The following is a 13,438-nucleotide window of genomic DNA, read 5'->3' as shown; positions in this document are numbered from 1 at the left end:
GGCATGAGCACCGTCGCCATGCCCGAGCTCGCCGTCGTCTCCTCGCCGTGGACACTCGGCCCCCTGACCCTGCCGAACCGGGTGGTCATGGGGTCGATGCACACCGGACTCGAGGTGCACGACGACGGTGGGGCCGGCATGGCGGCGTTCTACCGCGAACGTGCCGCCGGCGGCGCCGCCTGCATCATCACCGGCGGCATCGCGGTGAACGACGAGGCCCGTGGTGGCCCCGACTTCGCCGTGTTCGGTGTCGGGGGAGCGGACGAGCGGTTCCGCGCCGCGGTCGACGCCGTGCACGAGGAGGGCTCCACGATCCTCGCGCAGCTGTTCCACGCCGGGCGGTACGCGCTCGCCGCGGGGATGGTCGACCGGCACGGGGACCCCCAGCGCGTGGTGGCACCGTCGGCCCTGCCCTGGGCGGCCGCCCGTGGCGTGGTGCCGACCGAGCTGACGCCGGCCGAGATCGAGCGCACCATCGAGGACTTCGCCGCCGCGGCCCGGTCCGCGCGCGACATCGGGTTCGACGGCGTCGAGATCATGGCGTCCGAGGGCTACCTCATCAACCAGTTCCAGTCGCCGCTGACGAACCTGCGTGACGACGAGTGGGGCGGTTCGCCGGAGCGTCGACGGCGCTTCACTGTGGCGGTCGTCGAGGCCGTCCGTGCGGCGGTGCCCGACCTGGCCGTGACGATCCGGCTCTCCGGCGCCGACCTGATGCCCGGTTCGTCGACCGAGGACGACGTCGACGCCCTGGTGCACGACCTGCTGCCACTCGGGCTCGACGGCATCTCGGTCGGGATCGGCTGGCACGAGTCCCGCACCCCGACCGTGCAGGCCGCCGTGCCGCACGGGGCCTGGCTCGCCTACGCCGCGCGCATCGCCGGAGTCGTGCGCGCCTCGTCGTACCCCGACGTCCGGGTGATCGCGTCGAACCGGATGACCGACCTGCGCGACGGTGAGACCGTCCTCGCCGACGGGACCATCGACGCCGTCGCCTTGGCCCGACCGTTCCTCGCCGACCCCGCGCTCGTGAACCGGTCGTTGGCGGGCCGGTTCGCGCTGGTGAACACCTGCATCGGCTGCAACCAGGCCTGCCTCGACCGCTCGATCATCGGCGCGCCGGTGTCCTGCCTGGTGAACCCGCGCGCCGCCCGCGAGGTCGCCTTCCCCGCGCGTCCGACCACCGACCCGAAGCGCGTCGACGTCGTCGGCGGAGGACCGGCCGGTCTCGCCGCAGCCGTCGACGCCGCCCGACGCGGCCACCACGTCACCGTGTGGGAAGCCGCCGACCGGCTCGGCGGCCAGTTCGGCCTCGCCGCGCTCGTCCCCGGCAAGGAGGACTACGCCGCCACCGTGCGGGCCGCCCGCGCCGAGCTCGACGAGCGAGGAGCCACGGTGCACCTCGGGCGCCCGGCCACGACTGCGGACCTGGCCGACAGCGACGCCGTGGTGCTCGCCGCCGGGGTGGTCCCGCGCGACGTCGACGTCCCCGGTGCACACCTGTCGCACGTCCTGTCGTACGAGCGGGCACTGCGCGAGGGCGTGCCGGCCGGCACCGTCGCGATCATCGGCGGTGGTGGCATCGGCGTCGACACCGCAGCGTTCCTGACCGAGTCGCCGGACGAGTCGGTCCGCGCCACCGAGTTCGCGGCGCGCTGGGACCTCGACGTCTCCGAGGAGCTCGTCGGCGACGTCCCCCAACGGCTGCCCGCCGCGTCGCGCACGATCCGGCCGGGCTCCGACGTCACCGTGCTCCGTCGATCGGGCAAGTTCGGGCAGGGCGTCGGGATCACCTCGCGCTGGGTCGCCATCGGTCGCCTCCGTGACGCGGGGGTGCGCATGGTCGGCGGCGTGCAGGAGTACCTGCGCATCGAGCCCGGTGCCCTCTGGATCCGCGACGAGCACGGCGAGGAGCGCGCGATCCCGGCGGACACCGTCGTGGTCTGCGCCGGGCAGGAACGCGCGATCGACACCGAGGGTGACGCGCCTGACGGACTCGTGACGGGCCTCCAGGCAGCCGGTGTGCCGTTCGCCGTCGTCGGCGGCGCACGCGACGCACGGAGCGTGGACGCGGTCCGCGCGACGTCCGAGGCCCTCGAAGCGGTCCGGCGACTCGCGCCGTAGCGCGTCGGCTCGCATCACGGCCCGGAATCTGTAAGAATGAACGGTCGAATCGCCGCAGCTCGACCCTCTATCCAGCTGTGAGCGATCTCTCTCGAGCTTTCACCGTGTGTGCCCCCACGCCCGCGGTTCCAGTTCAACCACAACGTAAGCAAACAGGAGCAATTGTGGCTGTCAAGATCCGTCTGAAGCGTCTCGGTAAGATCCGTGCGCCCTACTACCGCATCGTCGTCGCCGACTCGCGCACCAAGCGCGATGGTCGTGTCCTCGAGGAGATCGGTCAGTACCACCCGACCGAGGAGCCCTCGGTCATCAAGATCGAGTCCGAGCGTGCGCTCTACTGGCTCGGCGTCGGCGCGCAGCCGACCGAGCAGGTCGCGGCCCTCCTCAAGCTGACCGGCGACTGGGCCAAGTTCAAGGGCGAGAAGGACACCGCGTCCAAGGTCAAGGTCGCCGAGCCGAAGCAGGCCTTCCAGGTCGACTCCTCGAAGAAGGCCGTCCTCAAGCCGAAGTCGGAGAAGACGGCTCCCGCCGCCAAGACCGACGACGCCGAGACCGCCGACGAGACGACCGAGGCGTAGTCCTTGCTCGAATCCGCGCTGACGCACCTCGTCAAGGGGATCGTCGATCACCCTGACGACGTGCGCGTCGCCAGCTCCACCTCCCCGCGGGGCGAGGTCCTCGAGGTGCGCGTGCACCCCGAGGACCTCGGCCGCGTGATCGGTCGTGCCGGGCGGACCGCCAAGGCACTCCGCACCCTCGTCTCGGCCCTGGCCGACGGCAAGCGTGTGCGGGTCGACGTGGTCGACACCGATTCCTAGGGAGACGACCCAGCTCCGGGTGGGTCGAATCACGAAGGCACACGGGCTCAAGGGCGGCATCAAGCTCGAGCTCTACACCGACGACCCGGATCGTCGGTTCACCCCCGGTGCCACGTTCACGCTCCAGGTCCCCGACGACTCACCGTGGTCGGGCAAGACCCTCGAGCTGGACGAGCTCCGCTGGTACAACGGTCACCCCGTCGCGTTCTTCGCGGGGATCGACGACCGCACCGGCGCCGAGTCGCTCGCCCGGATCATCCTCTGGGTCGAGCAGGACGCCGACGCCGAGACCGGCGAGGACGACGCCTGGTACGACCACCAGCTGGTCGGGCTGAAGGTGCTGCGCGACGGCGTCGAGGTCGGCACCGTCGCTCGGGTCGACCACATGCCGGCGCAGGACCTGCTCGCGATCGACACCCCGTCGCGCGGCGAGGTCCTCGTGCCGTTCGTCGCGGCGATCGTGCCCGCGGTCGACATCGCTTCCGGCACCGTCACGGTCACGCCGCCGCAGGGTCTGTTCGAGGACCCCGAGGACACCTCCCGGCCCGAGACGGTCTCGGACTAACTGCCGTGCGGATCGACATCGTCACGATCTTCCCGGAGTTCTTCTCCGTGCTGGACGTGTCCCTGCTCGGCAAGGCCCGCTCCGGTGGGCTGCTCGACCTGCACGTGCACGACCTGCGCTCCTGGACGACCGACCGGCACCGCACCGTCGACGACACGCCGTACGGCGGCGGCGCCGGCATGGTGATGAAGCCGGAACCGTGGGCGCAGGCGCTGGACGCCCTGCTGCGGCCGGACGGCTCGTCGACCCTCGTGGTCCCGACGCCCGCCGGCACGCCGTTCAAGCAGTCCATCGCGCGCGCGCTCGCGTCGACCTCCGACCACCTCGTGTTCGCCTGCGGGCGGTACGAGGGCATCGACGCCCGCGTCTTCGAGTGGGCGGCGTCACGCTGCTCGGTCGTCGAGCTCTCGCTCGGCGACTACGTGCTGAACGGCGGCGAGGTCGCGGCGATGGCCATGATCGAGGCCGTCGGGCGACTCGTCCCCGGCGTCGTCGGCAACCCCGAGTCCCTGGTCGAGGAGTCCCACGAGGACGGCCTGCTCGAGTACCCCTCGTACACGAAGCCCGCGTCCTGGCGCGACCACGACGTGCCCGAGGTGCTGCTCAGCGGCCACCACGGCAAGGTCGCTGCGTGGCGGCACGAGCAGCAGGTGGAGCGGACGCGGCGCGTCCGGCCGGACCTGCTGCCGCCTGCCTGACCGGCGCGCGTCCGGCTGCGGCCTGCCGCCTGCTTTGTCGCTTTCGCGAAAGCGACAGTCTGCCGCGGAACATCCGCGGGCAACTGTCGCTGTTGCGCACATGACGGCGGCCACAGCCGAGATCTGTCGCTTTGGGGCACTGGTCGCGACCCGTGACGGACGGGAGGCGCGGGGCGGGACCGCACCGCGCCTCCAGTCCGTCAGCTGGTCGGGTCGGCGCGCTGGGCGCGACGCAGGGTCAGGACCTCGGGTCCGGACTCGGTGACCGCCACCGTGTGCTCGACGTGCGCAGCACGTGAGCCGTCGACGCTCCGGAGCGTCCAGCCGTCGTCGTCCTGGTACAGCTCGTCGGTGCCCTGCATGAGCCACGGCTCGATCGCGACCACCAGGCCCGGCCGGAGCTTCAGGCCGCGACCCGGACGTCCGTCGTTCGGCACGTGCGGGTCGCCGTGCATCGTGTGACCGACACCGTGCCCGCCGAACTGCAGGTTGACGCTGTAGCCCGCCTCCTTCGCCACGTGCCCGATCGCGTGCGAGACGTCACCGAGCTTGTTGCCCGGAGCAGCCTGCGCGATGCCGGCTGCGAGGGCGCGCTCGACGGTCGAGATGAGCGTCTGGTCCTCGTCGCGGGGCGTCCCGACCTGCACCGACACGGCGGAGTCCGCCACCCAGCCGTCGACGCTCGCGGCGAAGTCGAGGCTGACGAGGTCGCCGTCCTGCAGCACGTGGTCGAACGGCAGACCGTGCAGCGCCGCGTCGTTCACCGAGGTGCACAGGTTCTTGCCGAACGGCGACTTGCCGAACGAGGGGTGGTAGTCGACGTAGCAGCTCTCGGCGCCCCGGTCGGCGATCATCCGCGCGGCGACGCGGTCGAGCTCGAGCAGGTTCACGCCGACGTCGACCGTGGCGAGCAGTTCGTCGAGGACGTCGGCCACGAACCGACCGGCGACGCGCAGTCCGTCGAGTTCCGTGGGGGTGCGCAGTTCGATCATGGGTCCATCCTCGCTGTTTTGCCCCCGGCGTTCTGTGTGGCAGTATGGATCGCTGTGCCCTGGCTGGACTCTGCCACGGGGGAGTCGCCGACACCGGGCACGCACCACCACTTCATCAGACATCGATCCGCGGCGACCCGTGTGCGTCCGCAGAGAGTAGAACAGCCATGAGCCAGCTCCTCGACAACGTCGACGCAGCATCGCTGCGGACCGACGTCCCGGACTTCCGCGCCGGTGACACCATCAAGGTGCACGTGAACATCGTCGAAGGCACGCGCTCGCGTATCCAGGTCTTCCAGGGTGTCGTCATCGGCCGCCAGGGCCACGGCATCGGCGAGACCTTCAAGGTCCGCAAGGTGAGCTTCCAGGTCGGCGTCGAGCGCTGGTTCCCGGTGCACTCGCCGATCATCGACCACATCGAGATCGTCACCAAGGGTGACGTCCGTCGCGCGAAGCTCTACTACCTGCGCGAACTGCGCGGCAAGGCGGCCCGCCGCAAGATCAAGGAGAAGCGCGACGCCTGATCGCCTTCACAGTGAGCGCCCGCGAGCCGGACGCCGCTGCTGGCCCCTCGCCGATGTACGGTTGTGCATCGACGGGGGGCTTTCCCTTTGCGCCCGCTGAACCCGGGCGGGCACGGTGTGAACGAGAGCGGAAATGACGGACACGACTGAGGAATCCGGGCGCAGGCCCCGGCCCGAGAAGCAGCGCAACGGGATCCTCACATTCCTCCGCGACCTCGTCATCATCTTCATCGCGGCGCTGCTCGTGTCGTTCTTGGTCAAGACGTTCCTGATCCGCTCGTTCTACATCCCGTCGGCGTCGATGGAGAACACGCTGCAGATCAACGACCGCGTGATCGTCAACGAACTCGTCCCGGGTGTCGTGGCACTGAAACGCGGCGACGTCGTCGTGTTCAAGGACCCGGGTGGATGGCTCGCCGGGTCCGAGGTGCCGAGCGTCACGCCGGACACCCAGCCCGCCAAGGCGATCGACTGGGTCCTCACGCAGATCGGCCTCGGGACGGGCGACAGCGACGACCACCTCATCAAGCGCGTGATCGGTCTGCCGGGGGACAAGGTCTCCTGCTGCAACGACCTCGGGCAGATGTCCGTGAACGGCGTCCCGATCAAGGAGCCGTACCTCAAGCTGCCGGCCGGCGCCCCTGCCTCAGCGACCGACTTCTCCGTCACCGTGCCGAAGGGCACCATCTGGGTGATGGGCGACAACCGCAACGACTCCAAGGACTCCCGCTACAACGGGGACACGCCGTCGAAGGGGTTCGTGCCGTTGTCCGACGTGACCGGCCGCGCCTTCGTGATCTCCTGGCCGACGAGCCGCTGGACGTGGCTCGACGACCACCCCGAGGTGTTCGCCGGGGTGGAGGAGCGCGACCAGTGACCCCCGTCCGCCCCTCCCTCCGCGTCGAGAAGCGGCTGCTGGCCGAAGGCCGTGTCACGGTCATCGGGATGGACGAGGTCGGACGCGGTGCGATCGCCGGTCCCGTCGGCGTGGGCGTCGCGGCCGTGACGATCGACGTCGGGCGGGTCCCGCAGGGTCTGGCCGACTCGAAGCTGCTGTCCGCCACCCGCCGGACGGACCTGGTCCCCGTCGTCACCCGGTGGGCGCGCACCGCCGTCGGCATGGCGTCCGCCGAGTACGTCGACAAGCAGGGGATCGTCCCGGCGCTCGGAGCCGCGGGGGCGCAGGCGCTCGAGTCGCTGGTCGCCGGGGGCCTGTCGCTCGACGGTGCCGTCGTCGTGCTGGACGGGTCCTTCGACTGGCTGTCCCGTGCCGTCCCCGCCTCGCTCCGTCCGACGACGGACCCGCTCGAGGTCGTCGTGCAGGTCAAGGCCGACCGGGACTGCGCCTCGGTCGCCGCGGCGTCGATCGTGGCGAAGGTCGCGCGGGATGCCCTGATGATCGCAGCCCACGACGAGGCACCGCACTACGCCTGGGCGTCGAACAAGGGCTACGGCTCGACCGCGCACTACGACGCCATCCGCGCGGTCGGGGCGCACGCACTCCACCGCAAGTCATGGCTGCACCAGGCGTCGAGCGTGTCACTCGAGGGCTTCGACGCGCTCGTCAGCTGACGCGCTGCGGTCGCCCGCCTGCCGCGGCTGCGGCCCGCGAGCCCTGCCCCGGCGGCGGCTCGTGAGGTTCCGAAATCTCGGCATCTCGGCGCATGCACGGTGCCGCAGCGGAACCTCGGCGGAGCGCACACGGCGTGTTGTGGAACCTCGGTGGGCTCGGATCGGGAGCGGACGCCGAGCTTGCTCGCACTTCCGTCTTCGGGTGCATCCCTCGAGCTGCTGTCGCGCACTGGTGCGGCTGCCGCCGTAGACTGTGGGCGCAATGGATGAGGACGAATTCGACGACTACGACCGCGAGGTCGAGCTGGCCCTGTACCGCGAGTACCGCGACGTCGTGTCGCAGTTCCGCTACGTGGTCGAGACCGAGCGGCGTTTCTACCTGGCGAACGAGGTCGAACTCGTGCGCCGGGACACCGAACACGATTTCTACTTCGAACTGACGATGAACGACGTCTGGGTGTGGGACGTCTACCGTTCCGACCGGTTCGTCAAGGGCGTCCGCGTCCTCACGTTCAAGGACGTGAATGTCGAAGAACTGACATCGCGAGAACTCGAACTGCCGAAGGAACTCGCACTCGACGAGTGATCGTCAATTCCGGTGCATTCGGTGAATCGCCGGTGATCGGTGACGTGCCGGAATTCCACGCGCTATTCTGGTCGGGATTTCCCGTCCAATGAACAGGAGCCGCGCATGGCACAGAAGGTCACCGTCCAGCTCGTCGACGACCTCGACGATTCCCCCATCACCACCGGTGAAGGTCGCACGGTCGAATTCGGTTTCGACGGCTCGTCGTACGAGATCGACCTGACGAACGACAACGTCGACAAGTTCCGCGAAGCGATCTCCGACTACATCGCCGCAGCGCGCAAGGTCTCCGGACGTCGCACCGGCAGCACGGCCCCGAAGTCGGCCCCGAAGCGTGGCAACTCCGAAGAGCTCGGCAAGATCCGCGAGTGGGCGAAGGAGAACGGCTACGAGGTCTCGACCCGTGGTCGTATCTCGACCCAGGTGCAGGAAGCGTACGCAGCCGCACACTGAGCCGCTGTCGACGAAGGGCCCGGATGATCGCGATCACCCGGGTCCTTCGTCATTCCTCCCCAAGGGCGATCGTCGTCGTCTGATTCCACAGAGTCTCCATCGGCGGCCATCCGCGCTGCCGTTCCCGCGATCGTTGCCGTGGAGGCAATGACATGGAACAGAAGCTGCACGATCGCCCCGGACGAACACTCCGGAACGGCCGCCTGGGGCGGTTCGGCGAGGACCAGGCCGTGGCGTGGTTGCACGAACGGGGTTTCCGGGTCCTCGAGCGGAATTGGCGGTGCGCCCGGGGTGAGATCGACATCGTCGCGTGGGATTCCTGCACACTCGCGTTCATCGAGGTGAAGACGCGATCCGGTACGACGACGGGGCATCCGTTCGAGGCGATCACGGCGACGAAGCTCACCCGGATGCGACGACTCGTGGCCGAGTGGTTCGACGCCCATCCGGAGGTGTCGGCACGCGCGATCCGCATCGACGTGGTCGCGGTCCACGTCGACGGTCCCCGGACGGCCGTCCAACACGTGGCGGGTGTGCTGTGACGGGCATAGGCCGTGCTGCGGCCGTTGCGCTGCTCGGCGTGACCGGGCGCCGGATCGAGGTCGAGGCCCACCTGACCAGCCAGCTGCCCGCCTTCAGCATCATCGGACTGCCGGACACCTCGCTCGGCGAGGCGCGCGAGCGAGTCCGTGCCGCCGCTGCGAACGCCGGGTGTCCGTTGCCGGCTCGCCGGATCACGGTGAACCTCACGCCCGCGGCGATCCCGAAACGGGGTTCCGGGTTCGACCTGGCGATCGCGATGGCCGTGCTCGCCGGCGCCGGACTCGCACCCGCCGTCAGTGAGCGGATCGTCTACATCGGGGAGCTCGGTCTGGACGGTCGGGTCCGACCGGTCGCCGGCGTCATCCCGATGCTGCTCGCCGCCCGCGACGCCGGGGCCGACCGAGTCGTGCTGCCGATCGGCAACCTGCCCGAGGCCCGTGTGGTCGACGGCGTGCGCACCACCGGGGTCGACTCACTCCGTGCGGCTGCGATCGACGCCGGCGCGCTGCTGCCGCCGGTCGAGGTCGACGCGGTGCTGCCGGTGCCGGTGCCCTCGGTCCAACGCCCGGCGGCCGAACTGTCGGACGTCGTCGGGAACCCGATCGGGGTGCGCGCCGTCGTCGCCGCGGCGGCCGGAGGGCACCACGCGCTCCTGCTCGGTCCACCCGGTGCCGGCAAGACGATGCTCGCGGAGCGCCTGCCCGGACTCCTGCCCGACCTCGACGACGCGACCGCGCTCGAGGTCGCCGCCGTCCGGTCCGTCGCCGGACTCGGACCGGCGTCGTGGAGCACGAAGCCCCCGTGGGAGGCCCCGCACCACTCCGCGTCGGCGATCTCCCTGATCGGCGGCGGCTCCGGTGTGCTGCGACCCGGAGCAGTGTCGCGGGCGACCGGCGGCATCCTGTTCCTCGACGAAGCACCGGAGTTCCCCCGTGCGGTGCTCGACGCGCTCCGCCAGCCGCTCGAGTCCGGTCGGATCACCATCCACCGGGCTGCGGGCGCCGCCGAGTTCCCGGCGCGGTGCCAGGTCGTGCTCGCTGCCAATCCCTGCCCGTGCGGCAACGCCGGCGGAGCGCACGGCCAACCGTGTGAGTGTCCGCCGAGTGCGGTCCGGCGCTACCTCGGGCGGATGTCCGGACCGCTGCTCGACCGGATGGACATCCGGGTGCTCGTGCCCCGGGTGACGACCGGGAAGATGCGCGGTGCCGACGGGAGCACGCCGACGACGGCCGAGGCCCGCGCCGGCGTCGCCGCGGCCCGCGCTCGGATGGCCGAACGCCTCCGGGACACCGGGTGGACGAAGAACGCCGAGGTCACCGGAGCCTGGCTGCGGGCGGACGGTCGGATCGAACCCGGTTCGACCACCGAGCTCGACCGGGCGCTCGACCTCGGCACCTTGACCATGCGGGGGTGGGACCGGGTGATGCGGCTCGCGTGGACCCTCGCCGACCTCGAAGCGGTCGACCGTCCGAGCAGAGCACACGTCCGGGGTGCTCTTGCCCTGCGGAGCGCGCTGTGAGCGGCGTGGGGCCCGGCCACGGCAGCGAACTGCTCGCCGCGATCCGGCGGGTCCTCGGGACTGACGGTGCGTCGGACCCGGTCCAGACCGCCGCTCGGGTCGCGTGGTCCGTGATCGTGGAGCCCGGGGACTCCGTCGCCGGTGAGCTCATGGCGGCCCTCGGGTCGGAGCGCGCCCTCGGCTCGGTCCTGCTGGCAGCCGACGGTGCGTTCGAGGATCTGCTCGACGGGTGTGTGGAGGCCGGCGTACCCGGTGCGGAGGATCCCGATGCGTTCGCCGGTGTCCTGCACACGGCCATCGACCGGTGGCGACCGCGCTTGGTCCGGTCCGACGTGGCCGACGTCGTCGCCTCGGCCGAAGCCGTCGGGGCACGACTGCTCGTGCCCGGGTCCGCTGGGTGGCCGACGGCGATCGACGACCTCGGCCCCCACGCACCACTCGTGCTCTGGACTCGCAGCGCCACGGCGGGTGTCGGCGACGGGGCACCCGCCCTGGCCGTGGTCGGGTCGCGGGCGAACACCATCGCCGGGGCCGAAGCAGCCGCCGAGATCACCTCGTCCGCCGCGGACGCCGGCTGCACGATCGTCAGCGGCGGCGCCTACGGGATCGACGCGGTCGCACACCGGGTGGCGATCGCCGCAGGGGTCCCGACGATCGCGGTCCTGGCCGGGGGGATCGATCAGCTCTACCCCGCCGGCAACGTCCAGCTGCTCCACAACGTCGCTCGGCAGGGCGCCCTGGTGGCGGAGTCGGCGCCGGGGACCCGCCCGACCCGGTGGCGCTTCCTGGCCCGGAACCGGTTGATCGCCGCCCTCGCCGATGCTGCGGTCGTCGTGGAGGCCGGTGCGCGGTCCGGTGCGCTCAACACCGCGCACCACGCCGGGCAGCTCGGTCGCCCGGTGTTCGCCGTCCCGGGAGCGTTCGCGTCCTCGGCGTCGGTCGGGTGCCACCGGCTCGTGGCGCAGGGCCGGGCGCAGCTCGTCGTGCACCCGGGGAACCCGGTCGCCGCGATGCGTCCCGTGCCCCCATCCGCTGCGACCGCGGCGGCGGACGAACCCCTCGTGTCGGTCCAGCGCGATCCCGAGGTCGTCCGGGTCCTCGACGCGCTCGGCCGTCGTGCCCTGCCAGAGGCCGAGATCGCTCGACGGTCCGGGCTGTCCGGAGCTGCGGTGGCGGACGCCCTCGCGCTCGCGCAGTTGCAGGGGCTCGTGGCGCACAGCAGCGGCGGGTGGGGCCGCGCATGACGTCGGCCAGCAGTACGCTGACGACGTGGCGGACCGAGCAGAGCAGAAGGAAGAGCGACTCGTGGCAGCGGTCGACTCGTTCCTCGGGCACGCTCGACACGCCAGGGGGCTCAGCGAGCAGACGCTCCGCGCGTACGCGAACGACCTCGAGCAGTTCGTCGAGTTCGCCGCGCGACGCGACGTCGTCGGCATCGACGGGGTCGACCTCGAACTCCTCCGTGACTGGTTGTGGGAAGCCGACCAGCGGGGGCTCGCACGGTCCACGATCGCCCGCCGGTCGTCGTCGGTGCGGGCGTTCACCCGGTGGGCGAGCGAGACCGGGGTGACCGCGACGGACGCCGGCGTGCGGCTCCGTGCACCGAAGGGCGGCTCGCACCTGCCGCGGGTGGTGTCGGCCGACCAGGTCCGTGGGTTGCTCGACGGCCTCGCGGCCCGTGCAGCGACCGACGATCCCGGTGCGCTGCGGGACCTGGCGCTCGTGGAGCTCCTGTACGCCGCGGCGATCCGGGTGAGCGAGCTCGTCGGCATCGACGTCGCCGACGTCGATCGCGGGCGGCTTACGGTCCGCGTGCTCGGGAAGGGCGGGAAGGAGCGGGTCGTGCCGTTCGGTGTCCCGGCCCGTGACGCACTCGAGGCGTGGACGTCGCGGGGGCGTCCGACCCTCGCGGCGCGGGCCGACGTACCGAGCACGGCACTGTTCCTCGGCGACCAGGGTGGCCGGCTCGGGGTGCGGAGTGCGTACCGCGTGGTGGCTCGGCTGCTCGGGGACCTTCCCGGCGAAGGGCCGAGCGGACCGCACACCTTCCGGCACACCGCGGCGACGCACCTGCTCGACGGGGGAGCGGACCTGCGGGCGGTCCAAGAACTGCTCGGGCACGCGAGCCTCGGGACGACGCAGATCTACACGCACGTGTCCTCAGCACGGCTGCGCGAGGTCTACCGGACGGCCCACCCGCGCGCCTGACGGCGCGACCGCCGGACCGGCGCCGTGCCCCGCGAGCGACCGTCGGACCGGCGCCGAGCGACCGTCGGACCGGCGCCGAGCGACCGCCGGACCGGCGCCGCGCACTCGTGCGGTTGCGCGGCGTCGGAACGTTGGAACGGCGCGACCGTTACGTCGCACGTCGAAGTTGCACGTCGCCCACCGCTCGTCGCCGACGCTCACCCCGGCCAGGCGGACTCCGGCAACAGCACGGGCCACTCGGCCACGGGAAGGTACGGCGTCGGGTCCACGTAGCGGCCGTCGATCCGCGCGCCGAGGTGCAGACACGGGGCCGAGGCCGGGCAGTGCCCCACGGACACCAAGCCGACCTGATCACCCTGTCGGACGTCGTCCCCAGTGGCGACGAGCGGCTGCACCGAGTCGAGGGTGCTGACGAGCCCGCCGCCGTGGTCGACCGTCACGACGCTCCTGCCGCCAACGGGTCCGGCGAACGCCACCGTGCCGTCGTCGACCGCCGCCGCACTCGTGCCGAGCGGCGCCGGCACGTCGATCCCGCGGTGACCGGCGGCGTAGTCGTCGGACGGTGGCTCCCACCCGCGCTCGACCACCCGCGTTCCGGTCGGCCAGATCCACGGTTCGGCAGCACGAGTCGCCGCCGTGCGATCCCGGTGGTCGCGCACGTCCTCCGGCGCGGGCCCAGGTGCGGGCAACGACGCGGTGGCCGCCCCGAGCATCCCGATCACCACCACCATCGCGACGACCGGGGGGAGCCGAGTGCCGGAGCCCGGGAACAGGAACATGCCGCCACTCTGTCCGGCCCGGACCCGCCACACGACCGAGGTGAGGCGGTCCGTGGA

Annotated in this window: 16 protein-coding genes; 14 read left to right on the top strand and 2 right to left on the bottom strand. The window is 71.5% G+C overall.

The window, feature by feature from the left end:
- Positions 1-3: 3 nt before the first annotated feature.
- From EDF48_RS10535 to trmD, 5 genes are all read left to right on the top strand, one after another.
- Entirely contained in the window at positions 4-2,124 is a 2,121-nt protein-coding gene (locus EDF48_RS10535; protein WP_207913249.1) for an FAD-dependent oxidoreductase, read from the top strand.
- A 164-nt stretch (positions 2,125-2,288) separates the two neighbouring features.
- A complete protein-coding gene (gene rpsP / locus EDF48_RS10530; RefSeq protein WP_111086066.1) occupies positions 2,289-2,702 on the top strand; it encodes a 30S ribosomal protein S16 in 414 nt (137 codons plus the stop codon).
- 3 nt (positions 2,703-2,705) lie between these two features.
- On the top strand, positions 2,706-2,942 hold the full coding sequence (locus EDF48_RS10525; protein ID WP_111086067.1) for an RNA-binding protein: 237 nt from the start codon (positions 2,706-2,708) through the stop codon (positions 2,940-2,942).
- Positions 2,908-3,507, top strand: a complete 600-nt coding sequence (gene rimM, locus EDF48_RS10520) for a ribosome maturation factor RimM (RefSeq protein WP_243698086.1) — start codon at positions 2,908-2,910, stop codon at positions 3,505-3,507. The genes EDF48_RS10525 and rimM overlap by 35 nt, the downstream gene beginning before the upstream one ends.
- A 5-nt stretch (positions 3,508-3,512) precedes the next feature.
- Entirely contained in the window at positions 3,513-4,205 is a 693-nt protein-coding gene (gene trmD, locus EDF48_RS10515; protein WP_131879821.1) for a tRNA (guanosine(37)-N1)-methyltransferase TrmD, read from the top strand.
- A 200-nt stretch (positions 4,206-4,405) separates the two neighbouring features.
- On the opposite strand, the gene map is transcribed toward trmD, so the two are convergent.
- The gene (map, locus tag EDF48_RS10510; RefSeq protein WP_131879819.1) at positions 4,406-5,197 is read right to left on the bottom strand and encodes a type I methionyl aminopeptidase; all 792 of its coding nucleotides are present in this window, start codon (positions 5,195-5,197) and stop codon (positions 4,406-4,408) included.
- A gap of 167 nt (positions 5,198-5,364) precedes the next feature.
- Between map and rplS the strand changes: the two genes are divergently transcribed.
- From rplS to EDF48_RS10465, 9 genes are all read left to right on the top strand, one after another.
- Positions 5,365-5,721, top strand: a complete 357-nt coding sequence (rplS, locus tag EDF48_RS10505) for a 50S ribosomal protein L19 (protein ID WP_123339832.1) — start codon at positions 5,365-5,367, stop codon at positions 5,719-5,721.
- 133 nt (positions 5,722-5,854) lie between these two features.
- Entirely contained in the window at positions 5,855-6,598 is a 744-nt protein-coding gene (gene lepB / locus EDF48_RS10500; RefSeq protein ID WP_111086070.1) for a signal peptidase I, read from the top strand.
- Positions 6,595-7,293 (top strand): ribonuclease HII, encoded by a 699-nt coding sequence (locus tag EDF48_RS10495; RefSeq protein WP_131879817.1) that lies wholly within the window; start codon positions 6,595-6,597, stop codon positions 7,291-7,293. The genes lepB and EDF48_RS10495 overlap by 4 nt, the downstream gene beginning before the upstream one ends.
- Before the next feature lie 262 nt (positions 7,294-7,555).
- Positions 7,556-7,879: a DUF2469 family protein gene (locus EDF48_RS10490; RefSeq protein ID WP_111086072.1), complete on the top strand. Its 324-nt coding sequence runs from the start codon at positions 7,556-7,558 to the stop codon at positions 7,877-7,879.
- A gap of 105 nt (positions 7,880-7,984) precedes the next feature.
- A complete protein-coding gene (locus EDF48_RS10485) occupies positions 7,985-8,332 on the top strand; it encodes an Lsr2 family protein (protein WP_111086073.1) in 348 nt (115 codons plus the stop codon).
- Between the two features lie 152 nt (positions 8,333-8,484).
- Positions 8,485-8,874, top strand: coding sequence for a YraN family protein (locus tag EDF48_RS10480; RefSeq protein ID WP_123294793.1), 390 nt, complete (start codon positions 8,485-8,487; stop codon positions 8,872-8,874).
- Positions 8,871-10,394: a YifB family Mg chelatase-like AAA ATPase gene (locus tag EDF48_RS10475; RefSeq protein ID WP_131879815.1), complete on the top strand. Its 1,524-nt coding sequence runs from the start codon at positions 8,871-8,873 to the stop codon at positions 10,392-10,394. The genes EDF48_RS10480 and EDF48_RS10475 overlap by 4 nt, the downstream gene beginning before the upstream one ends.
- Positions 10,391-11,638 (top strand): DNA-processing protein DprA, encoded by a 1,248-nt coding sequence (dprA, locus tag EDF48_RS10470; protein ID WP_131879813.1) that lies wholly within the window; start codon positions 10,391-10,393, stop codon positions 11,636-11,638. Before EDF48_RS10475 ends, dprA begins: the two co-directional genes overlap by 4 nt.
- Before the next feature lie 25 nt (positions 11,639-11,663).
- Positions 11,664-12,602 (top strand): tyrosine recombinase XerC, encoded by a 939-nt coding sequence (locus tag EDF48_RS10465; protein WP_131879810.1) that lies wholly within the window; start codon positions 11,664-11,666, stop codon positions 12,600-12,602.
- Positions 12,603-12,799: 197 nt separating this feature from the next.
- Here the strand turns inward: EDF48_RS10465 and EDF48_RS19100 are convergent, their stop codons facing one another.
- Positions 12,800-13,381 carry a M23 family metallopeptidase gene (locus EDF48_RS19100; protein WP_165932369.1) on the bottom strand — a complete coding sequence of 194 codons (582 nt, stop codon included), beginning with the start codon at positions 13,379-13,381 and terminating at the stop codon, positions 12,800-12,802.
- Between the last annotated feature and the right edge of the window lie 57 nt (positions 13,382-13,438).

The sequence above is a fragment of the Curtobacterium sp. PhB191 genome (assembly GCF_004346515.1).
In the GTDB taxonomy this organism is placed as follows: domain Bacteria; phylum Actinomycetota; class Actinomycetes; order Actinomycetales; family Microbacteriaceae; genus Curtobacterium.
The sequence above is the reverse complement of the archived record's forward strand: the minus strand, read 5'-3'. Positions and strand labels throughout refer to the sequence as shown.

Excerpts from the sequence above, each read along its gene's own strand:
- EDF48_RS10490 (WP_111086072.1), top strand. The coding sequence starts at position 7,556 with ATGGATGAGGACGAATTCGACGACTACGACCGCGAGGTCGAGCTGGCC.
- lepB (WP_111086070.1), top strand. The coding sequence starts at position 5,855 with ATGACGGACACGACTGAGGAATCCGGGCGCAGGCCCCGGCCCGAGAAG.
- map (WP_131879819.1), bottom strand. The coding sequence starts at position 5,197 with ATGATCGAACTGCGCACCCCCACGGAACTCGACGGACTGCGCGTCGCC.
- EDF48_RS19100 (WP_165932369.1), bottom strand. The coding sequence starts at position 13,381 with ATGTTCCTGTTCCCGGGCTCCGGCACTCGGCTCCCCCCGGTCGTCGCG.
- EDF48_RS10480 (WP_123294793.1), top strand. The coding sequence starts at position 8,485 with ATGGAACAGAAGCTGCACGATCGCCCCGGACGAACACTCCGGAACGGC.
- EDF48_RS10485 (WP_111086073.1), top strand. The coding sequence starts at position 7,985 with ATGGCACAGAAGGTCACCGTCCAGCTCGTCGACGACCTCGACGATTCC.
- EDF48_RS10535 (WP_207913249.1), top strand. The coding sequence starts at position 4 with ATGAGCACCGTCGCCATGCCCGAGCTCGCCGTCGTCTCCTCGCCGTGG.
- rplS (WP_123339832.1), top strand. The coding sequence starts at position 5,365 with ATGAGCCAGCTCCTCGACAACGTCGACGCAGCATCGCTGCGGACCGAC.